17 protein-coding genes are annotated in these 20,598 nt (G+C 53.1%); 13 read left to right on the plus strand and 4 right to left on the minus strand.

Annotated elements, in window-relative coordinates; genetic code table 11:
• Positions 1-60 precede the first annotated feature (60 nt).
• Both pta and ackA read right to left on the minus strand, forming a co-directional pair.
• Complete coding sequence (gene pta, locus NG42_RS02055; protein WP_072133249.1) at positions 61-2,205, minus strand: phosphate acetyltransferase; 2,145 nt, start codon at positions 2,203-2,205, stop codon at positions 61-63.
• 69 nt (positions 2,206-2,274) lie between these two features.
• Complete coding sequence (gene ackA / locus NG42_RS02060) at positions 2,275-3,477, minus strand: acetate kinase (protein ID WP_052897276.1); 1,203 nt, start codon at positions 3,475-3,477, stop codon at positions 2,275-2,277.
• A gap of 339 nt (positions 3,478-3,816) precedes the next feature.
• Here ackA and yfbV point away from each other — a divergent pair, with 339 nt between their 5' ends.
• The 4 genes from yfbV to NG42_RS02080 all read left to right on the plus strand — a co-directional run bounded on the left by yfbV (position 3,817) and on the right by NG42_RS02080 (position 6,703).
• A complete protein-coding gene (yfbV, locus tag NG42_RS02065) occupies positions 3,817-4,269 on the plus strand; it encodes a terminus macrodomain insulation protein YfbV (RefSeq protein WP_052897278.1) in 453 nt (150 codons plus the stop codon).
• Between the two features lie 151 nt (positions 4,270-4,420).
• On the plus strand, positions 4,421-4,915 hold the full coding sequence (locus NG42_RS02070; RefSeq protein WP_052897280.1) for a YfbU family protein: 495 nt from the start codon (positions 4,421-4,423) through the stop codon (positions 4,913-4,915).
• Between the two features lie 13 nt (positions 4,916-4,928).
• Entirely contained in the window at positions 4,929-5,588 is a 660-nt protein-coding gene (locus NG42_RS02075; protein WP_052897282.1) for a sugar phosphatase, read from the plus strand.
• Positions 5,589-5,806: 218 nt separating this feature from the next.
• On the plus strand, positions 5,807-6,703 hold the full coding sequence (locus NG42_RS02080) for an Rpn family recombination-promoting nuclease/putative transposase (RefSeq protein ID WP_052897284.1): 897 nt from the start codon (positions 5,807-5,809) through the stop codon (positions 6,701-6,703).
• 25 nt (positions 6,704-6,728) lie between these two features.
• Here the strand turns inward: NG42_RS02080 and yfbR are convergent, their stop codons facing one another.
• Together yfbR and NG42_RS02090 are read right to left on the minus strand one after the other, a co-directional pair.
• Entirely contained in the window at positions 6,729-7,328 is a 600-nt protein-coding gene (yfbR, locus tag NG42_RS02085; protein ID WP_052897286.1) for a 5'-deoxynucleotidase, read from the minus strand.
• Between the two features lie 170 nt (positions 7,329-7,498).
• Positions 7,499-8,716 carry a pyridoxal phosphate-dependent aminotransferase gene (locus tag NG42_RS02090; RefSeq protein WP_052897288.1) on the minus strand — a complete coding sequence of 406 codons (1,218 nt, stop codon included), beginning with the start codon at positions 8,714-8,716 and terminating at the stop codon, positions 7,499-7,501.
• Between the two features lie 1,024 nt (positions 8,717-9,740).
• Here NG42_RS02090 and lrhA point away from each other — a divergent pair.
• The 9 genes from lrhA to nuoI all read left to right on the plus strand — a co-directional run bounded on the left by lrhA (position 9,741) and on the right by nuoI (position 20,597).
• Positions 9,741-10,667, plus strand: coding sequence for a transcriptional regulator LrhA (gene lrhA / locus NG42_RS02095; protein WP_052897290.1), 927 nt, complete (start codon positions 9,741-9,743; stop codon positions 10,665-10,667).
• 668 nt (positions 10,668-11,335) lie between these two features.
• Complete coding sequence (locus tag NG42_RS02100; protein WP_052897292.1) at positions 11,336-11,773, plus strand: NADH-quinone oxidoreductase subunit A; 438 nt, start codon at positions 11,336-11,338, stop codon at positions 11,771-11,773.
• 15 nt (positions 11,774-11,788) lie between these two features.
• Complete coding sequence (locus NG42_RS02105) at positions 11,789-12,463, plus strand: NuoB/complex I 20 kDa subunit family protein (protein ID WP_052897294.1); 675 nt, start codon at positions 11,789-11,791, stop codon at positions 12,461-12,463.
• 106 nt (positions 12,464-12,569) lie between these two features.
• Positions 12,570-14,384, plus strand: a complete 1,815-nt coding sequence (nuoC, locus tag NG42_RS02110; protein ID WP_156322160.1) for an NADH-quinone oxidoreductase subunit C/D — start codon at positions 12,570-12,572, stop codon at positions 14,382-14,384.
• A 2-nt stretch (positions 14,385-14,386) separates the two neighbouring features.
• Positions 14,387-14,902, plus strand: a complete 516-nt coding sequence (nuoE, locus tag NG42_RS02115) for an NADH-quinone oxidoreductase subunit NuoE (RefSeq protein WP_052897296.1) — start codon at positions 14,387-14,389, stop codon at positions 14,900-14,902.
• Entirely contained in the window at positions 14,899-16,239 is a 1,341-nt protein-coding gene (nuoF, locus tag NG42_RS02120) for an NADH-quinone oxidoreductase subunit NuoF (protein ID WP_052897298.1), read from the plus strand. The genes nuoE and nuoF overlap by 4 nt, the downstream gene beginning before the upstream one ends.
• 102 nt (positions 16,240-16,341) lie before the next feature.
• Positions 16,342-19,068 carry an NADH-quinone oxidoreductase subunit NuoG gene (nuoG, locus tag NG42_RS02125; RefSeq protein WP_052897300.1) on the plus strand — a complete coding sequence of 909 codons (2,727 nt, stop codon included), beginning with the start codon at positions 16,342-16,344 and terminating at the stop codon, positions 19,066-19,068.
• The gene (gene nuoH, locus NG42_RS02130; RefSeq protein ID WP_052897302.1) at positions 19,065-20,042 is read left to right on the plus strand and encodes an NADH-quinone oxidoreductase subunit NuoH; all 978 of its coding nucleotides are present in this window, start codon (positions 19,065-19,067) and stop codon (positions 20,040-20,042) included. The genes nuoG and nuoH overlap by 4 nt, the downstream gene beginning before the upstream one ends.
• A 12-nt stretch (positions 20,043-20,054) precedes the next feature.
• Positions 20,055-20,597 carry an NADH-quinone oxidoreductase subunit NuoI gene (nuoI, locus tag NG42_RS02135; RefSeq protein WP_052897304.1) on the plus strand — a complete coding sequence of 181 codons (543 nt, stop codon included), beginning with the start codon at positions 20,055-20,057 and terminating at the stop codon, positions 20,595-20,597.
• The last annotated feature ends 1 nt before the right edge of the window (position 20,598 follow it).

Below are 20,598 nucleotides of genomic sequence, written 5' to 3' on the forward strand. Positions count from 1 at the left end.
CTCGCAAGATAAACCGGTAAATAAAACCGCTTGCCTTGCAGCAAGCGGTTTTTTTATCGCTTAGCCTTCAGCCTGTAAAGACTGAATTGCGGTTAACGCGATGGTATAAACAATATCGTCTACCAGTGCGCCACGCGACAGATCGTTGACCGGTTTGCGCATACCTTGCAGCATCGGGCCAATCGAGATCAGGTCAGCTGAACGCTGCACCGCTTTATAGGTGGTATTACCGGTGTTCAGATCCGGGAAGATAAACACGGTAGCACGGCCTGCAACCGGTGAGTTTGGCGCTTTAGATTTTGCCACGTCGGCCATAATCGCTGCGTCATACTGTAACGGACCGTCAATCACCAGGTCAGGACGTTTTTCCTGCGCGATGCGCGTCGCTTCACGGACTTTTTCTACGTCACTACCGGCACCGGAGTTACCGGTTGAGTAGGAGATCATCGCAACGCGTGGATCGATACCAAACGCCGCCGCAGAGTCAGCCGACTGAATGGCGATCTCAGCCAGTTGTTCTGAGGTTGGGTCCGGGTTGATGGCGCAGTCGCCATATACCAGCACCTGCTCAGGCAGCAGCATAAAGAACACCGAGGAGACCAGTGAGCTGTTTGGCGCGGTTTTGATCAGCTGTAACGGTGGACGAATGGTGTTGGCGGTAGTGTGCACCGCGCCAGAAACCAGTCCGTCTACTTCATTCTGTTCCAGCATCATGGTACCGAGTACCACATTGTCTTCCAGCTGCTCGCGCGCAACCACTTCGGTCATGCCTTTGCTCTTACGCAGCTCAACCAGACGGGAGACATAGTTTTCACGCACCACTTCCGGGTCAACGATGTCGATGCCTTTACCCAGCTCAACACCCTGTACTGCTGCAACGCGCTGAATTTCATCCGGATTGCCCAGCAGCACGCAGTGCGCGATACCACGTTCGGCGCAAATCGCTGCCGCTTTGACGGTACGCGGCTCGTCGCCTTCAGGCAGCACAATGCGTTTACCGGCTTTACGTGCCAGCTCGGTCAGCTGGTAGCGGAAGGCCGGTGGCGACAGACGACGGCTGCGCTCGGAGGCGGCAGTCAGCGACTCAATCCAGTCAGCATCGATATGGCTGGCAACATACTCCTGCACGCGCTCAATACGTTGGGTATCGTCGCTTGGCACTTCCAGATTAAAGCTTTGCAGGCTCAGTGAGGTCTGCCAGGTGTTGGTGTCGACCATAAATACCGGCAGGCCGGTCTGGAACGCACGCTCACACAATTTGTTAATGCGGTCATCAATTTCATAACCGCCGGTCAGCAGAATGGCACCAATTTCCACACCGTTCATTGCCGCCAGGCAGGCCGCAACCAGCACGTCCGGACGATCCGCTGAGGTAACCAGCAGCGAACCTGGACGGAAATGCTCCAGCATATGCGGGATACTGCGCGCGCAGAAAGTCACTGACTTCACGCGACGGGTATTAATATCGCCTTCGTTAATGATACGTGCGTTCAGGTGACGACACATATCGATGGCGCGGGTAGCGATAAGCTCGAAGCTCCACGGTACGCAGCCGAGCACCGGCAGTGGGCTGTTGGCAAACAGCTGCTTCGGATCGATATTGGCGACGCTGGCCTTAGTGGAATCATCAAAGATTTCAGACAGGTCAGGACGGGTGCGTCCCTGCTCGTCAACCGGGGCGTTCAGTTTGTTGATGATTACGCCGGTGATGCTTTTGTTCTTGCTGCCGCCGAAGCTGCTTTGTGTCAGTTCAATGCGCTCTTTCAGCTGAGCAGGAGAATCATTACCCAGCGCCGTCACAAAGACGATTTCTGCATTCAGCGTTTTAGCGATTTCGTAGTTCAGCGCATTGGCAAACTGATGTTTGCGCGTCGGTACTAAACCTTCAACCAGTACCACTTCCGCATCTTTGGTGTTTTCGTGATAGCGGGCGATGATCTCTTCCATCAACACATCCTGCTGATTAGAACCCAGCAGCGATTCAACACGGCTCATTTCCAGCGGTTCAGCAGCCGGGATTGAAGAGTTTTTGCGAATGATGGTGGTGGTCTGGTCTGGCGTGTTACCGCCGAGGCGTGGTTGTGCGATAGGTTTGAAGACGCTGAGACGAACGCCTTTACGTTCCATGGCCCGGATAACTCCCAGGCTGACACTGGTCAGGCCGACGCTGGTACCGGTAGGAATCAACATAATTGTACGTGACACGGTAAACCTCTCAGGTGTTGCGTGGTGTCCAAAACAACTCCGTCAGCCTGGGCTGACGGAGGAGAAGCATTAAGCAGTAAGGCGGGCAGCGTCTTGCGCGATGACCAACTCTTCGTTGGTTGGGATCACCACCGCAGGGCGGGTGCCTTCTTTATTGATAAAGCCGGATTTGCCAAAGCGTGCCGCAAGGTTACGCTCGTGGTCAACGTCAAAGCCCAGCAGCGCCAGTTTTCCCAGCGCCAGTTCACGCACCATGGCGGCGTTTTCACCAATACCGCCGGTAAACACGACTGCGTCCAGTCGGCCATCCATCAGTGCGGTGTAAGAACCGATATATTTCGCCAGGCGGTGGCAGAATACGTCCATCGCACGTTTGGCATCATCTTTATCGTGGTAGTTATCTTCCACGTAGCGACAGTCGCTGGTGACTTCGGTCAGACCTAACAGGCCGGACTCTTTGGTCAGCAGCTTGTTGATCGCGTCAACGCTCATACCGAGAGTATCGTGCAGGAAGAAGATAATTGCTGGATCGATATCACCACTACGGGTGCCCATCACCAGACCTTCCAGCGGCGTCAGGCCCATTGAGGTATCGACGCAAACGCCGTTGCGGATGGCGGAAACTGAACCCCCGTTGCCGAGATGACAGGTAATAATATTCAGCTCTTCCACCGGCTTATTCAGCATTTTAGCCGCTTCGTGGGTCACATAGAAGTGGCTGGTGCCGTGCGCGCCATAACGACGAACGCCATGTTCTTTATATAAGCTGTACGGCAGGGCGTAGAGATAGGACTCTTCCGGCATGGTCTGATGGAAAGCGGTGTCAAACACGGCGACATTTTTATCAGACAGCAGCGGGAAGTTTTTCATGGCTTCGTCGATACCGATCAGATGCGCCGGGTTATGCAGCGGAGCAAAAGAAGACGCGTCTTTGATTCCCTGAACCACTTCATCAGTGATCACTACCGACTGAGTGAGTTTTTCACCACCATGCACGATGCGATGGCCGATTGCAGCGATTTGTGCTGACAGCTCAGGTTTTTGTGCCAGAATGGTTTTAACCATAAAGTTAAGTGCTTCACTGTGTGCCGCACCTGCACCTAAAGCTGCTTCATGTTTAGCGCCGTCCATCTTCCACTTGATACGCGCTTCAGGCAGATGGAAACACTCAGCTAAACCAGACAGATACTCTTCACCGTCTGCCGGGTTGATGATGGCAAACTTAAGTGAAGAACTACCGCAGTTCAGAACCAGTACTAACTTACTCGACATGGAAGTACCTATTTGTTAAAAGTGGCTAAAATAAAGTCAATCAGACTATCAGCGTAGCGCATGAAAGCTGGTACATTAATGATTAAAATCATGCTGGCGGGTAAAATTGGCTCCGACAGCAAAAAAACTTGGTTATTTTACAGTTTTTTTTGAAGGCCAGCTTAGCTAAACATGGCTCGGCCAGCAGTTGACTAAGAATTGCTCACGTTTCCAGGCCCGAAAAATCGCGCTCAGGATACCGACAGTCACTCTTAAAGACAAAATATTTTGAAGGATGTAATGTAAAGTTGTTTGGTTGCGTATTTTTTTTATTTTTTATCTTTGAAGTTGAGGTTCGCCATGGCTAATCACTCCGGCTCCGTCAGTTGGTTCAAATTGTTCCAGCTTGGACAGCACTATATGAAGACATGGCCTGTCGATAAGCGCCTTGCGCCAATGTTTCCGGAAAATCGTGTCACTCGTGCCACGCGTTTCGCCATTCGTTTTATGCCTCCACTGGCGGTATTCACCCTGACCTGGCAAATCGCCCTCGGTGGCCAGCTTGGCCCGGCAGTGGCGACAGCGCTGTTTGCCTGTACTTTGCCGATGCAGGGGCTGTGGTGGCTCGGTAAGCGTTCAGTGACGCCGTTACCGCCCACGCTGTTGCAGTGGTTCCATGAGGTGCGGACTAAATTGCAGGAAGCCGGACAGGCGATTGCCCCGGTCGAAGGCAAGCCCACCTATCAGTCGCTGGCTGAGGTGCTGAAACGTGCCTTTAAACAGCTCGACAAAACCTTTCTCGACGATCTTTGAGTTGTTTTCGGGTTTCCGCTGGCAAAAACGCAGTGGAAACCCGGTGCCAAATCAAAGAAACCTCTGCTAGCGATACTGCGGTCTCCTGTGTTGTGCGATTCTTGGTCATCACTTTTAATTTAATACTGTCCAGGTGACACAGGAGTTAAAGATGGAAATGACCCACGCTCAGCGTTTAATCCTCTCCAACCAGTATAAAATAATGACGATGCTCGATCCCGATCATGCCGAGCGTTATCGCCGCCAGCAGACCATTGTCGAACGCGGCTATGGTTTACAGCTGCGTGAACTGGATCGTGAATTCGGTGAGCTGAGCGAAGAGGTGTGCCGCACGTTGATCGCCATTATGGAGATGCATCATGCGCTGCATGTTTCCTGGACAAATCTGAAAGATAACCGCGGGCTGGAACAGCGTCGGCTGGCGTTTCTCGGATTTGATGCGGCGACGGAGGCGCGCTATCTCGGCTATGTGCGCTTTATGGTAAGTGTTGAAGGGCGCTATACCCAGTTTGATTCCGGTACGCATGGTTTTAATGCGCAGACGCCAATGTGGGAAAAATACCAACGAATGCTGACAGTGTGGCAAACTTGTCCACGGCAATACCATCTGAGTGCGAACGAGATCGCGCAAATCATCAACGCCTGAGAAGGAAACGCAAGTGAAGTGTAAAGGTTTTCTGTTTGATTTAGACGGCACATTGGTAGATTCACTCCCTGCTGTCGAACGTGCATGGACTAACTGGGGCAAACGTCACGGCATCGATGCCGCAGAGATTCTGGATTTTATCCATGGTAAACAGGCGATTACCTCACTGCGTCATTTTATGGCGGGTGCCTCTGAAGAGGAAATTCAGCAGGAGTTTTACGCGCTGGAAAAAATCGAAGCGGAAGACACGGATGGCATTATCGCACTGCCCGGCGCGCAGCAACTGCTGGCCACGCTCGATGAGCTGGCGATTCCGTGGGCGATTGTCACCTCGGGTTCTGTGCCGGTCGCTTCAGCCCGTCGTGCAGCCACCGGCTTACCGGAGCCGGAGGTGTTTGTTACCGCAGAGCGCGTGGCGCGCGGTAAACCCGAGCCGGATGCCTATTTGTTAGGTGCGCAGTTACTGGAGCTGGAACCGGAAGAGTGTGTGGTGGTGGAAGATGCCGGTGCCGGTATTCTTTCTGGCCTCGCCGCTGGCAGCCATGTGATTGCGGTCAACCCGCCATCGAATGCCCCGCGTCTTGACGATGTTGATATGGTGCTCTCCTCGCTGGAAGAGTTAATTATCAACAAAAATGCTGACGGCACGTTTGCGGTGCACAGAAAGCACTGAGCATGGGTTAATCCGTCTCCGGCGCTGTGCGAAAAAAATAGCAGCGGGGAGTGTCGCAGGATACGCTCCCGCTGATAACCGCAACCAGCTGTACGTCGGCGCACCCTGACTGCCTGACGGCAACAGGCGTTGCCCCTCAGTGCGGCAGGTTATATTTTAATCACCGCCCATCTGTGATAAATTTCCTTAATATCAATCTTGATGCCAGGAGCCACGGAATGGGTACCACCTCCACGCCGCATGATGCGCTGTTTAAACAATTCCTGACCTATCCAGAGGCCGCAAGGGATTTCCTGCAAATTCATATGCCGCCGGCACTGCTGAAATATTGCGATTTGGATTCTCTGCATCTTGAATCTTGCAGTTTTGTTGAAGAGGATTTGCGGGCGTTTTACTCGGACGTTTTGTATTCGCTGAAAACGGTGAGTGGCGAAGGCTATATTCACTGCCTGATTGAGCATCAAAGTTCACCTGACAAAAATATGACCTTCCGCCTGATGCGTTACGCTATCGCAGCGATGCAGCGTCATCTCAATGCGGGTCACGATTGTTTACCTGTAGTGATCCCCATTCTTTTCTATCATGGTACAACCAGTCCTTATCCCCATCCGATGAACTGGCTGAGGGCATTCAGCGATCCGGATCTGGCCGCCCGCGTTTACGGCGGCGATTTCCCGTTAGTGGATGTGACGGTAATTCCGGACAGTGAGATCCTGACCCACAGGAGAATTGCGCTGCTGGAGTTTCTGCAAAAAAATATTCGCCAGCGCGATCTGATGCTGTTTCTGGAACCGCTGGCAATGCTGATTGACAGCGAATACACTACCGATATGCTGGTCGCTGCAGTGATGAATTACCTGTTGCAGGTGGGTGAAACGGCAGATCCAGAATCATTTATGCGTGCACTCGCACGGAGCACGCATCACCATGAGGGGCTGATAATGACGTTAGCAGAGCAGCTTGAGCAGAAAGGACTTCAGAAAGGACTTCGGAAAGGGCGGCAAGAGGGAATCAAGGAAGTTGCCGCTAAAATGCTTGCTGAGGGGCTGGAATTAGTCAGCGTCAGCAAAATAACGGGCCTGACGGAAGAAGAGTTGAATCAGCTTCGGCACTGACTGGCTGTGTCGGCATGGTTGCGAATTACAGCGGCGTATCCTGACTGATCTCATCCAGCGACAGATTAAAGCTCGGGACAAAGACCTCAATAAAATAATCCATTTCCGGGCTGCGCCTGTCGTTCAGCGTTTTTTCCAGCCGGGTTTTTGCCTGACGAAATTCATTGTTGCCTGCCGACAACTCTTCCAGACATTTGAGATAAGCGCACAGCGCATCAGCCTGCTTTACTACCGCGCTCTCTTCGGCGGTGTGTAGGTGTTCATCCAGCAGCGGGCGGAAAGCCTCCTGCAAATCGTCCGGCAGCATGTCGATCAGCTTTTGCTGAGCGATCTTCTCGATCTGCTTATATTCATGGGCGATCTGTGCATTGTAATATTTCACCGGTGTCGGCAGGTCGCCGGTCAGTACTTCGCTGGCATCGTGATACAACGCCAGCATGGCGATGCGTTCAGCATTCAGCTGACCGGAAAACTTCTGATTTTTGATTAATGCCAGCGCGTGCGCCACCATTGCTACTTGCAGACTGTGCTCAGAAACATTTTCGGTGCGCACATTACGCATCAGCGGCCAGCGGTTGATCAGTTTCAGACGGGAAAGATGAGCGAAGAAATGGCTTTGGTTCATAGCAATCTGTCCTGTTTTGCAGCGAGAACGCCTGATGCTGATCGTTTAAAGAATAATCATCAGGGTTTCTGGAATATCGTAGGGGAGCCGTTTCCGGCTCCCGTCCTGAGGGTATGCAGAGTACTAACCCTCGGCACGGGCGGCGAGAACGCCGCCCTTACGGGTTCGGTTTACTGTTGGTAACCTTCAAGGAAACGGCCAAACTTGTTAACCGCCATTTCCAGTTCATCGACGCGTGGCAGGGTGACGATACGCACGTGGTCCGGCCATGGCCAGTTAAATGCGGTTCCCTGTACCAGCAGCACTTTTTCCTGTAGCAGGAAATCGAGCACCATTTTCTGGTCGTCATGAATATTAAAGCGTTTAGGATCAATGCGCGGGAACATATACAGCGCACCCTGTGGTTTCACACAACTGACGCCAGGGATTTCATTAATCAGTTCCCAGGCACGCTGGCGCTGTTCATACAGGCGACCACCCGGCACGATAAATTCACTGATACTCTGATAGCCACCCAGTGCGGTCTGGATCGCGTGCTGCGCCGGTACGTTAGCGCACAGACGCATCGATGCCAGCATCTCCAGACCCTCAATATAGCCTTTCGCATGCTTTTTCGGGCCGTTCAGCACCATCCAGCCCTGACGGAAACCGGCAACGCGGTAGGTTTTCGACAGACCATTAAAGGTAACGGTTAACAGATCCGGTGCCATTGCGGCAATCGAGTGGTGCTGCGCGGCATCATAAAGGATCTTGTCGTAGATCTCATCGGCGAAGATGATCAGGTTATGCTGGCGCGCCAGCTCGACCACTTCCATCAGCAACTCTTTGCTGTAAACCGCACCGGTCGGGTTATTGGGGTTGATAATCACAATACCGCGGGTGCGCGGGGTGATTTTGCTGCGAATATCATCGAGATCCGGGAACCAGTCGGAAGACTCATCGCATAAATAGTGCACCGCTTTGCCGCTGGAGAGGGAAACCGCCGCGGTCCACAACGGGTAGTCGGGCGCGGGAACCAGCATTTCATCGCCACTGTTCAGCAGCGCCTGCATCGACTGCACAATCAACTCAGAAACGCCGTTACCGATATAGATATCTTCAACGGTGACATCACGCATACCGCGCGCCTGATAGTGCTGCATAATGGCTTTACGGGCGGAGTAGAGACCTTTTGAATCGCAATAGCCCTGAGCGCCTGGCAGGTTACGAATCACATCGACCAGGATTTCATCGGGCGCTTCAAAGCCGAAGGGGGCCGGGTTACCGATATTGAGTTTAAGGACTTTATTGCCTTCTTCTTCGAGGCGTTTTGCTTCTTTTAACACCGGGCCACGAATGTCGTAGCAGACGTTGTCCAGTTTACCTGATTTATCAATTTGAAAATTCATCTACATCGCCTTAACTGGCAGAGCCGCGTTCCTGCCGTGGAAAATAACCCTGCACAATTTACTCCTCTGCTCCGCGCTTTTGAAGCGCTGCATCAGGTTTTGGCGCGATAGCGAGCCTTTTGCTATCACCATGGCACGCAACAGGGTGCCTGTCGCAATTTTTGGTGCAATGATCTAAAAATAGTATCCAGGGGAGCATATAATTCTGGTGTGTCTGCTGCGCTGTAAAGTGGATAATCCAGCCATCGCGGCAGTCCGGCGGCTGGAAAACAGCGCTTTTGATAGAGAATAATAAATAGATGATTAACTAAATAGTCAAAAGTTTCTAATTAAATTTAGGGTTTTTAGCGCTGGTGTGACCAGATTATCCGTGAGACGGGTGATGAGGTTAATTCGCATCAACAACAAAGTGGCCTTTTAGATCGCTTCTGAGACAACTTTTTTTCTCGTCTGAGGTCAGAGAAAATGGGTGCTGATTGATAAAATCCTGCTTTACTGATAAGAATTAGAAGATTGGGGCTTAAAATATAATCGGCAGTATGCCAGGATAACAATCAAGGGAGTTTGCTGCAAAAAAGCAGATGATTCCGGCGATAAAATCTACCGTTTTAGCGCAATAAATATTAAGTATTATTTACTATTTTGCGTTGCATGAGCAACGTGATGGATCGTCGATTTTGGGTTTGTAATTTTGACCAGTACACGGGCAGTCATTTGCTTTTTAGTGGCTGCAGCGTCAATTAACGACTACGGCGCAGCTTCCTACAACTTATGGGTTAATGCCAGGTGCATTAACAATGTATCAGACGCAAGATACTATTCATCTGTGTCCCTGATCGTGAGAGATCGACAGGACCGGTATCGTGAAAAGGAGTTCAGACGTTCGCCGACAAACTAATGAGTTGAGAGACATCACTGTTTAGCACTCTCGCCATGACGTTTTGTCACCGCTTTATTTGATCGATAAAGCATGTAGTAACACCAGGGTAGCTGTTTGTAAAAAATCTAATAAGTGAAGAAAAACATGACTAATGCAAATCGTCCGATTCTCAACCTCGACCTCGATCTGCTGAGGACGTTTGTTGCGGTTGCCGACCTGAATACTTTTGCGGCCGCGGCTGCAGCAGTATGCAGAACGCAATCAGCAGTAAGCCAGCAGATGCAGCGTCTGGAGCAATTGGTGGGCAAAGAGTTGTTTGCCCGACATGGACGCAACAAGTTGCTGACCGAACACGGCATTCAATTGCTGGGTTACGCCAGAAAGATACTGCGCTTCAATGACGAGGCTTGTACCTCGCTGATGTACAGCAATATTCAGGGGGTGCTCACCATCGGTGCGTCCGACGATACCTCTGATACCATCCTGCCTTACCTGCTTAACCGGGTCACCTCGGTTTATCCAAAACTGGCGATTGACGTGCGTGTGAAGCGCAACCCGTACATGATGGATATGCTGAGCCAGGGCGAAGTGGATTTGGTTGTCACCACTTCCAGCCCGGGAAGCTTTACTCACCAGGTACTGCGTACATCACCGACGCTGTGGTATTGCGCGGCTGACTATATCTTCCAGCGCGGTGAAGCGATTCCACTGGTGCTGCTGGATGAGCCGAGTCCGTACCGTGATATGGCGATTGATCATCTTAACGAAGCCGGTATCCCATGGCGCATCTCCTACGTCGCCTCCACACTGGCGGCGGTGCGCGCTGCGGTGAAAGCCGGTCTGGGTGTGACTGCACGTCCGGTCGAGATGATGAGCCCGGAACTGCGGGTGATGGGCGCGGCTGAAGGGCTGCCAGCACTGCCGGATACGCAGTATCTGCTGTGCCGTAATCCTGAAAGTGAAAACGAACTGGCACTGGCGATCTTTAATGCCATGGAGTCCAGCAGCGATCCTTACACGCTGGCCGCTGTCGGTCAGGAGAGTGGTGTGCTGCTGGATGACGAAGAGTAAAATCTGTTAATCGAAACGATACCTGTTCTCATTAAAACAGCGTTTTCGATACATTAACCGGTTAAAATAAGCCCTTCGATGATTTATTTCATCGAGGGGCTTTTTTGTAGGCTTTATCTGGCTTTTTTTTGGCTTTTTTATGTTAGTTAATTAATTGATTCACGCTTTTTGCTTAAATCTCTTCGTTTGCAAATATCACCCGATGTAACTATCCCTTCATTGATTACTTGCCGTTAGTGATTGTATTAAATATTGGTCTTTTTTTTATCATAAAGGGCAAAAGTGTGTCCTGGATCAAAAAAATAACCCCAATAAGGGGCAGGAAAACCGACTGATTCCTGTCAAAATACGATTGTTAAATGCACGATCCATGCAACACATTACCCGCTACACTCTATTTACAGCGTTAGACTGACACGATTTAGCTTATTATCTGCGCATCATATGTTAATAAAATGCTGCGGGTGTAAAATAACGTGTGGATACTTTTGTCAAAGTTGACAAAAGGTTATAGAAAGGAGTAAAAAACCCCATAAAATTGCTGCTTAATCATTAAAGACAGCAAAGTTTATAAGGTTTTTCATCCTTCCCTTGAATCGATGTGGTGTGTTAACTGCCGTTAAGAGAGCAGGACGCTAATCACCACTTTTGATGAGTAAGCAGAGAGTATGTCAACAACCACAGAAGTCATCGCTCATAACTGGGCATTCGCTGTTTTCCTGATCGTCGCCGTGGGCCTCTGTTGCCTGATGTTAGCTGGCGCGTGGTTTTTGGGCGGAAAAGCCCACGGAAGACATAAAAACACACCTTTTGAGTCTGGTATCGAAGCCGTTGGCACGACGCAGATGCGTCTCTCCGCCAAATTCTATCTGGTGGCGATGTTCTTCGTCATATTCGACGTTGAAGCCCTCTATTTATACGCATGGTCTACTGCAATTCGCGAAAGCGGCTGGGTAGGCTTTGTCGAAGCCGCAATTTTCATTTTGGTACTGTTGGCCGGGCTGGTTTATCTGGCGCGCATCGGCGCACTGGACTGGGCTCCAGCACGTCGTCGTGTCGTAGTCAAAACCACCACGGTCAGTCACACCAACCGTCATACGCAGTAACAGCGAGGCATTAAGATGGACTATACGCTCACCCGCATAGACCCGAACGGTGAGAACGACCGTTATCCCCTGCAGAAACAGGAAATCGTGACCGATCCCCTGGAGAAGCACGTTCATCAGAATATCTATATGGGCAAGTTAGAGAATGCCCTGCACGATATGGTGAACTGGGGCCGTAAGAACTCCCTCTGGCCGTTTAACTTCGGTCTTTCCTGTTGTTATGTCGAGATGACCACTTCGTTTACTGCGGTTCACGACGTTGCGCGTTTCGGTTCAGAAGTTATCCGTGCTTCGCCGCGTCAGGCTGACTTTATGGTGGTTGCCGGCACCTGTTTCACCAAAATGGCTCCGGTGGTGCAGCGTCTTTATGACCAGATGCTGGAACCGAAGTGGGTGATTTCGATGGGGGCCTGTGCCAACTCCGGTGGCATGTACGACATTTACTCCGTAGTGCAGGGCGTGGATAAGTTTCTGCCGGTCGATGTGTATATTCCTGGCTGCCCGCCGCGCCCGGAAGCGTATATGCAAGCGCTGTTGCTGTTGCAGGAGTCAATCGGTAAAGAGCGCCGCCCGTTGTCCTGGGTGGTAGGCGATCAGGGTGTTTATCGCGCCAATATGCAGTCCGAGCGCGAGAGAAAACAGGCCGAGCGTATTGCAGTGACGAATCTGCGTACCCCTGACGAAATTTAAGCCAGCAGTTTATGGATGTGGTCAACACCAGCGCGTAAGAAAATCACAATGTAACGTGCGCTGACCCACCTGACGCCAACACTGAGTGCCTGTCTGACAGGCCAGAATGGTGAACAACCTTATGACAGATTTAACCACGCAAGATCTCGCTCAGCCAGCATGGCAAACCCGTGATCACCAGGATGACCCGGTGATCGGCGAGCTGCGTAATCGTTTTGGGCCGGATGCCTTTACCGTGCAGCCTACCCGTACCGGCGTGCCGGTGGTGTGGGTAAAACGTGAGCAGTTACTGGAAATTATTGAGTTTCTGCGCAAGCTGCCGAAGCCCTACGTTATGCTGTATGACCTGCATGGTATGGATGAGCGCCTGCGGACCCACCGTGCCGGTTTACCGGCGGCGGATTTTTCCGTTTTCTACCACTTCATCTCCATTGAACGCAATCGCGATATCATGCTCAAGGTGGCGTTGTCTGAAAACGATCTGAATGTGCCGACCATCACCAAAATGTTTCCGAATGCCAACTGGTATGAGCGCGAAACCTGGGAGATGTTTGGTATCAATATTCAGGGCCACCCGCATCTGACGCGCATTATGATGCCGCAGACCTGGGAAGGGCATCCGCTGCGTAAAGACTACCCGGCGCGCGCCACCGAATTCGATCCTTTCGAGCTGACAAAGCAGAAAGAAGATCTGGAGATGGAAGCGCTGACCTTCAAGCCGGAAGACTGGGGCATGAAGCGCAGCACCACCAATGAGGACTTTATGTTCCTCAACCTCGGTCCTAACCACCCGTCGGCGCACGGTGCGTTCCGCATCATTATGCAGCTGGATGGTGAAGAGATCGTCGACTGCGTGCCGGATATCGGTTACCACCACCGTGGTGCGGAAAAGATGGGCGAGCGCCAGTCCTGGCATAGCTACATTCCGTATACCGACCGTATCGAATATCTCGGTGGCTGCGTCAACGAGATGCCGTATGTGCTGGCAGTAGAAAAACTGGCCGGGATTAAAGTGCCAGAACGCGTGGATGTGATTCGCGTGATGCTATCAGAGCTGTTCCGTATCAACAGCCATCTGCTGTACATCTCCACTTTTATTCAGGACGTCGGTGCCATGTCTCCGGTGTTCTTTGCCTTTACCGATCGCCAGAAAATTTATGATGTGGTGGAAGCCATCACCGGTTTCCGTATGCACCCGGCATGGTTCCGCATTGGCGGCGTGGCGCACGACCTGCCGAAAGGCTGGGATCGTCTGCTGCGCGAATTCCTCGACTGGCTGCCAAAACGTCTGAAAGCCTATGAGCAAACCGCGCTGAAAAACTCGGTGCTGATTGGTCGTTCGAAAGGCGTCTCTGCGTACGGTATGGATGAAGCGCTGGCATGGGGTACTACCGGTGCTGGCCTGCGCGCCACCGGTCTCGACTTTGATGTGCGTAAATGGCGTCCGTACTCCGGTTATGAAAACTTCGATTTCGAAGTGCCGATCGGTGCCGGTGTCAGCTGTGCTTACACCCGTGTGATGCTGAAGATGGAAGAGATGCGCCAGAGTTTGCGTATTCTGGAACAGTGCCTGAACAATATGCCGGAAGGCCCGTTCAAGGCCGATCATCCGCTGACCACGCCGCCACCGAAAGAGCGCACTCTGCAGCATATTGAAACCCTGATCACTCACTTCCTGCAGGTTTCCTGGGGGCCGGTGATGCCTGCCAACGAATCCTTCCAGATGATCGAGGCGACGAAGGGGATTAACAGTTACTACCTGACCAGCGATGGCAGCACCATGAGCTACCGCACCCGCGTGCGTACGCCAAGCTTCCCGCACCTGCAACAGATCCCGTCAGTGATCCGCGGCAGCCTGGTATCCGATCTGATCGTTTACCTCGGTAGTATCGATTTTGTTATGTCAGACGTGGACCGCTAATTATGCACGATCAAAAAATTGCGATCGAAACGATCGATGTGAGTGAGGTCTTTGTGCTGAGTGCCACAGAACGTGACGCTATTGAGCATGAAAAACATCATTACGAAGACGCACGCGCAGCCTCCATTGAAGCGCTGAAGATCGTGCAGAAACAGCGTGGCTGGGTGCCGGATGGCGCGATCAATGCCATTTCTGAAGTGCTGGGCATTCCGGCCAGTGATGTGGAAGGTGTCGCAACCTTTTACAGCCAGATCTTCCGTCAGCCGGTAGGCCGCCATGTGATTCGCTACTGCGACAGCGTGGTTTGCCATATTACCGGTTATCAGGGAATTCAGGCGGCGCTGGAACAGAACCTGAATATCAAGCCGGGCCAGACCACCACCGATGGTCGCTTTACCCTGCTGCCAACCTGCTGCCTCGGTAACTGCGATAAAGGCCCAACCATGATGGTCGACGAAGATACCCATGTGCATCTGACGCCGGAAACCATCGCTGACTTACTGGAGCAGTATCAATGAAACAGATCATTCGTACTGCCGAAATGCATCCACTGACCTGGCGGATGCGCGAAGACAAACAGCCGGTATGGCTGGATGAATATCGCAGCAAAAACGGCTATGCCGGTGCGGAAAAAGCGCTGAAAGGCATGGCGCCAGACGAGATTGTGGCGCTGGTAAAAGATTCCGGCCTGAAAGGGCGCGGCGGCGCGGGCTTCTCCACCGGTCTGAAGTGGAGCCTGATGCCGAAAGACGAAAGCATGAACATCCGTTACCTGCTGTGTAACGCCGATGAGATGGAGCCGGGCACCTATAAAGACCGCTTGCTGATGGAGCAGATGCCGCATCAGCTGGTGGAAGGCATGCTGATCAGTGCTTTTGCGCTGAAGGCGTACCGTGGCTATATCTTCCTGCGCGGTGAGTACATCGAGGCAGCGGTGAATCTGCGTCGTGCGATTGCCGAAGCCACCGAAGCGGGCCTGCTGGGCAAAAACATCCTCGGCAGCGGTTTTGATTTCGAACTGATCGTGCATACCGGTGCGGGTCGCTACATCTGTGGTGAAGAGACCGCGCTGATTAACTCGCTGGAAGGTCGCCGCGCCAATCCGCGCTCCAAGCCACCGTTCCCGGCTTCTGCCGGTGCATGGGGCAAGCCGACCTGCGTCAATAACGTCGAAACCCTGTCGAACGTGCCGGCCATCCTCGCGAATGGCGTGGAGTGGTACAAGGGCATTTCCAACAGCGACGATGCCGGGACCAAAATGATGGGCTTCTCTGGGCGGGTGAAAAACCCAGGGGTCTGGGAGCTGCCATTTGGCACCACAGCCCGCGAGATCCTTGAGGATTACGCAGGTGGCATGCGCGATGGCCTGAAATTCAAAGCCTGGCAGCCAGGCGGCGCCGGAACTGACTTCCTTACCGATCAGCATCTCGATCTGCCGATGGAGTTCGCCAGCATTGGTAAAGCCGGCAGCCGTTTGGGTACTGCGCTGGCGATGGCGGTCGATCACGAAATCAATATGGTGTCGCTGGTACGCAACCTGGAAGAGTTCTTCGCGCGAGAATCCTGTGGCTGGTGTACCCCATGTCGCGATGGTTTGCCGTGGAGCGTAAAAATCCTGCGTGCGCTGGAGCAGGGCAAAGGTCAGCCGGGCGATATCGAAACGCTTGAGCAGCTTTGTCGCCAGCTTGGTCCGGGCAAAACGTTTTGTGCCCATGCGCCAGGTGCAGTAGAGCCACTGCAAAGCGCGATTAAATATTTCCGCGAAGAATTTGAAGCCGGCATCGCGCCACAGGTCTTTGGTAACGCGCGTGCAATCAGCGGTATTCAGCCAAACCTGTTAAAAGCGCGTTGGTAAAAACGGCGTACAACCGGGGCGTCATGAATGGATGTCGCCCGCCAGGTTAGAAGAATTGTGTTTAACGCTTGAGAGATCAAGCCTTACGGAAGCATGTTCACTATGGCTACAATTCATGTAGACGGTAAAGAATATGATGTCGATGGCGCAGACAACTTGCTTCAGGCATGTCTGTCCCTCGGCCTTGATATTCCTTATTTTTGCTGGCACCCGGCGCTGGGCAGCGTAGGTGCTTGCCGCCAGTGTGCGGTGAAGCAATACCAAAATGCCGAAGATACCCGTGGTCGCCTGGTCATGTCCTGCATGACGCCAGCGTCAGACGGCACCTTTATCTCAATTGATGACGGCGAAGCGAAAGAGTTCCGTGAGAGCGTGGTCGAGTGGTTAATGACTAACCACCCGCACGACTGTCCGGTGTGTGAAGAGGGCGGTAACTGCCACCTTCAGGATATGACGGTGATGACCGGTCATAGCTTCCGCCGCTATCGTTTCACCAAACGTACCCACCGTAACCAGGATCTCGGGCCGTTTATTTCTCATGAAATGAACCGCTGTATCGCCTGTTACCGCTGCGTGCGTTACTACAAAGATTATGCTGACGGCACCGATCTCGGGGTGTATGGCGCGCACGACAACGTCTACTTTGGTCGTCCGGAAGATGGCACGCTGGAAAGCGAATTTTCCGGTAATCTGGTAGAAATTTGTCCAACCGGCGTCTTCACCGACAAAACCCACTCCGAGCGTTATAACCGTAAGTGGGATATGCAGTTCGCGCCAAGCATCTGCCAGCAGTGCAGCATCGGCTGTAACACCAGCCCTGGCGAGCGCTACGGCGAATTGCGTCGTATTGAAAACCGCTATAACGGCAGCGTTAACCACTACTTCCTCTGCGACCGTGGTCGTTTTGGTTATGGCTACGTTAACCTGAAAGATCGTCCACGCCACCCGATGCAGCGTCGCGGCGATGACTGGATTGCGCTGAATGCGGACCAGGCGATGCAGGGTGCTGCCGACGTATTGCGTCAGGCGAAAAAAGTGATCGGTATTGGTTCACCACGCGCCAGCATCGAGAGCAACTTTGCGCTGCGTGCGCTGGTCGGCGCAGAGAATTTCTCCACCGGCATTCCGGCAGCAGAGCAGGCGCGCCTGGAACTGATGCTGAAAGTGCTGCGCGAAGGCGGCATTCATACTCCGGCACTGCGCGAAATTGAAAGCTACGATGCGGTACTGATATTGGGTGAAGATTTGACCCAGACCGGTGCACGCGTGGCGTTATCGGTGCGTCAGGCGGTAAAAGGTAAATCACGCGAAATGGCAGCAGCACAAAAAGTGGCTGACTGGCAGATTGCGGCGATCCTGAATATCGGTCAGAACGCCAAACACCCGCTGTTTATGACCAACGTCGATGCCACCCGTATGGATGATATCGCCGCATGGAGCTATCGCGCCCCGGTTGAAGATCAGGCGCGCCTTGGCTTCGCCATTGCCCATGCGCTGGATAACAGCGCACCTGCGGTTGAGGGGATTGAACGCAGCCTGGCAGGCAAAATTGATGTGATCGTGCAGGCGTTAGCGGGCGCGAGAAAACCGCTGATCATCTCCGGCACCCATTCCGGTAGCCAGCAGATGATTGAAGCGGCGGCAAACGTGGCCAAAGCGCTGAAAGGCCGTGGTGCCGATGTCGGCATTACCCTGCTGGCTTCCGCCGCCAACAGCATCGGTCTTGGCATGATCGGCGGCAACACGCTGGACAGCGCGCTGGACGAGCTGGCCAACGGTAGTGCCGATGCAGTGGTGATTCTGGAGAACGATCTGTATCGCCAGGCGCCAGCCGCGCAGGTTGATGCCGCGTTAAGCAATACGCCAAATGTGATTGTTATCGATCACCAGCGCACCGCCACCATGGACAAAGCCGGACTGATCCTCTCCACTGCCAGCTTCGCGGAAAGTGATGGCACGGTGGTGAACCAGGAAGGCCGCGCACAGCGCTTCTTCCAGGTTTATGACCCGGCTTACTACGACAACACGGTCGAGATGCTGGAAAGCTGGCGCTGGCTGCACTCGCTGCACAGCACCGTTGAGAGCCGTCACGTTGACTGGACCCAGCTTGATGATGTCATTGATGCGGCGGTTCAGGCACTGCCACAGCTGGCAGCGATCAAGGATGCGGCACCGGATGCCAGCTTCCGTATTCGCGGTCAGAAACTGGCGCGTTCTCCGCATCGCTACAGTGGCCGTACCGCCATGCGCGCCAATATCAGCGTGCACGAGCCGCGTCAGCCGCAAGATAGAGACACCATGTTCGCCTTCTCAATGGAAGGGAACAACAGCCCGTTGGCCGATCGTCAGCAGATTCCATTTGCCTGGGCGCCAGGCTGGAACTCACCGCAGGCGTGGAACAAGTTCCAGGCTGAAGTGGGCGGTCACCTGCGTCACGGCGATCCGGGCGTGCGTCTGTTTGAGGCCAGCGAAGGTCAGTTGCCGTGGTTTGACAGCGTACCTGCCGCCTTTAGCGGTAGCGAAAATCAGTGGCGCGTCGCGCCTTACTATCACCTGTTCGGCAGTGAAGAGATGACCCAGCGTGCGCCGGTGATTCAGACGCGTATGCCGCAGCCGTATGTGATGGTTAACCCGACCGATGCCGCACGTCTGGGCGTCAATAACGGGACTGCCGTTGAGTTCAGCTATGCCGGTCAGACACTGCGTCTGCCAGTACAGTTCTCCGACGCGCTACAGGCAGGGCAGGTTGGATTGCCGATCGGTTTACCGGGCATTCCGCCATACCTTTCCGGTGCGAATATTGACGATCTGCGGGAGGCTGTGCAATGAGCTGGCTCACTCCGGAATTGATTGACGTGCTGATCGCCGTCGGCAAAGCGCTGGTGATCCTCTTTGTCGTGGTCGGCTGTGGCGCATTTATGAGCTTCGGCGAACGTCGCCTGCTGGGTCTGTTCCAGAACCGTTACGGACCTAACCGTGTCGGCTGGGGCGGCTCGCTACAGCTGGTGGCGGATATGATCAAAATGTTCTTTAAAGAGGACTGGATCCCACCGTTTACCGACCGCGTGATCTTTACGCTTGCGCCGATGATCGCCTTTACCTCGCTGCTGCTGGCGATGGCGATTGTGCCAGTGACCTCCACCTGGATGGGCGCGGACCTGAATATCGGTCTGCTGTTCTTCCTGATGATGGCGGGCCTCGCGGTATACGCGGTGCTGTTCGCTGGCTGGGCGAGTAATAACAAATACTCGCTGTTAGGTGCGATGCGTGCTTCTGCCCAGACCCTGAGCTATGAAGTGTTCCTTGGCCTGTCGCTGATGGGCGTGGTGGCGCAGGCTGGCTCGTTCAATATGGTCGAGATTGTTAACAGCCAGACGCATCTGTGGAATGTGATCCCGCAGTTCCTCGGCTTTATCACCTTCTGTATTGCTGGCGTGGCGGTGTGTCACCGTCATCCGTTTGACCAGCCGGAAGCTGAGCAGGAACTGGCCGATGGTTACCATATTGAATACGCCGGGATGAAGTTCGGTCTGTTCTTTGTCGGTGAATATATCGGGATCGTGACCGTTTCCTCACTGATCGTCACGCTGTTTTTCGGCGGCTGGCACGGTCCATGGTTGCCACCGATTTTCTGGTTTGCCATCAAGACGGCATTTTTCATGATGATGTTCATTCTGATTCGTGCTGCGTTGCCGCGTCCGCGCTATGACCAGGTGATGTCTTTCGGCTGGAAAGTGTGTCTGCCGTTGACGTTGTTGAACCTGCTGGCGACTGCCGCAGTGATTTTGTACACGGCGCAGTAAGAGGTTAAGAACATGACATTAAAAGATATTGTCGTTGGTTTTGGTACTACGGTTCGTAGTATCTGGCTGATTGGGATGAATGCTTTCGCCAAACGCGAAACCATGATGTACCCGGAAGAGCCGGTTTACCTGCCGCCACGTTATCGTGGCCGCATCGTGCTGACGCGCGATCCGGACGGCGAAGAGCGCTGCGTGGCCTGTAACCTGTGTGCGGTCGCTTGCCCAGTCGGCTGTATTTCGCTGCAAAAAGCCGAGCATCAGGATGGCCGCTGGTATCCGGAGTTCTTCCGCATCAACTTCTCGCGCTGCATTTTCTGTGGTCTGTGTGAAGAAGCCTGCCCGACTACCGCGATCCAGCTGACGCCGGATTTCGAACTGGGTGAGTTTAAGCGTCAGGATCTGGTGTACGAAAAAGAAGATCTGTTGATTTCAGGACCGGGTAAATATCCTGAGTACAACTTCTATCGTATGGCGGGTATGGCGATCGACGGGAAAGACAAGGGCGACGCTGAAAACGAAGCTAAACCTATCGACGTCAAAGGCTTGTTACCTTAAG

The sequence above is a fragment of the Winslowiella iniecta genome (assembly GCF_001267535.1).
Lineage (GTDB): Bacteria > Pseudomonadota > Gammaproteobacteria > Enterobacterales > Enterobacteriaceae > Erwinia > Erwinia iniecta.

What these genes read in the sequence shown, in the direction of transcription:
- ackA (WP_052897276.1), bottom strand. Translation starts at nt 3,477, where the DNA reads ATGTCGAGTAAGTTAGTACTGGTTCTGAACTGCGGTAGTTCTTCACTT.
- yfbV (WP_052897278.1), top strand. Translation starts at nt 3,817, where the DNA reads ATGGCTAATCACTCCGGCTCCGTCAGTTGGTTCAAATTGTTCCAGCTT.
- NG42_RS02070 (WP_052897280.1), top strand. Translation starts at nt 4,421, where the DNA reads ATGGAAATGACCCACGCTCAGCGTTTAATCCTCTCCAACCAGTATAAA.
- NG42_RS02080 (WP_052897284.1), top strand. Translation starts at nt 5,807, where the DNA reads ATGGGTACCACCTCCACGCCGCATGATGCGCTGTTTAAACAATTCCTG.
- yfbR (WP_052897286.1), bottom strand. Translation starts at nt 7,328, where the DNA reads ATGAACCAAAGCCATTTCTTCGCTCATCTTTCCCGTCTGAAACTGATC.
- NG42_RS02090 (WP_052897288.1), bottom strand. Translation starts at nt 8,716, where the DNA reads ATGAATTTTCAAATTGATAAATCAGGTAAACTGGACAACGTCTGCTAC.
- lrhA (WP_052897290.1), top strand. Translation starts at nt 9,741, where the DNA reads ATGACTAATGCAAATCGTCCGATTCTCAACCTCGACCTCGATCTGCTG.
- NG42_RS02100 (WP_052897292.1), top strand. Translation starts at nt 11,336, where the DNA reads ATGTCAACAACCACAGAAGTCATCGCTCATAACTGGGCATTCGCTGTT.
- NG42_RS02105 (WP_052897294.1), top strand. Translation starts at nt 11,789, where the DNA reads ATGGACTATACGCTCACCCGCATAGACCCGAACGGTGAGAACGACCGT.
- nuoC (WP_156322160.1), top strand. Translation starts at nt 12,570, where the DNA reads ATGGTGAACAACCTTATGACAGATTTAACCACGCAAGATCTCGCTCAG.
- nuoE (WP_052897296.1), top strand. Translation starts at nt 14,387, where the DNA reads ATGCACGATCAAAAAATTGCGATCGAAACGATCGATGTGAGTGAGGTC.
- nuoF (WP_052897298.1), top strand. Translation starts at nt 14,899, where the DNA reads ATGAAACAGATCATTCGTACTGCCGAAATGCATCCACTGACCTGGCGG.
- nuoG (WP_052897300.1), top strand. Translation starts at nt 16,342, where the DNA reads ATGGCTACAATTCATGTAGACGGTAAAGAATATGATGTCGATGGCGCA.
- nuoH (WP_052897302.1), top strand. Translation starts at nt 19,065, where the DNA reads ATGAGCTGGCTCACTCCGGAATTGATTGACGTGCTGATCGCCGTCGGC.
- nuoI (WP_052897304.1), top strand. Translation starts at nt 20,055, where the DNA reads ATGACATTAAAAGATATTGTCGTTGGTTTTGGTACTACGGTTCGTAGT.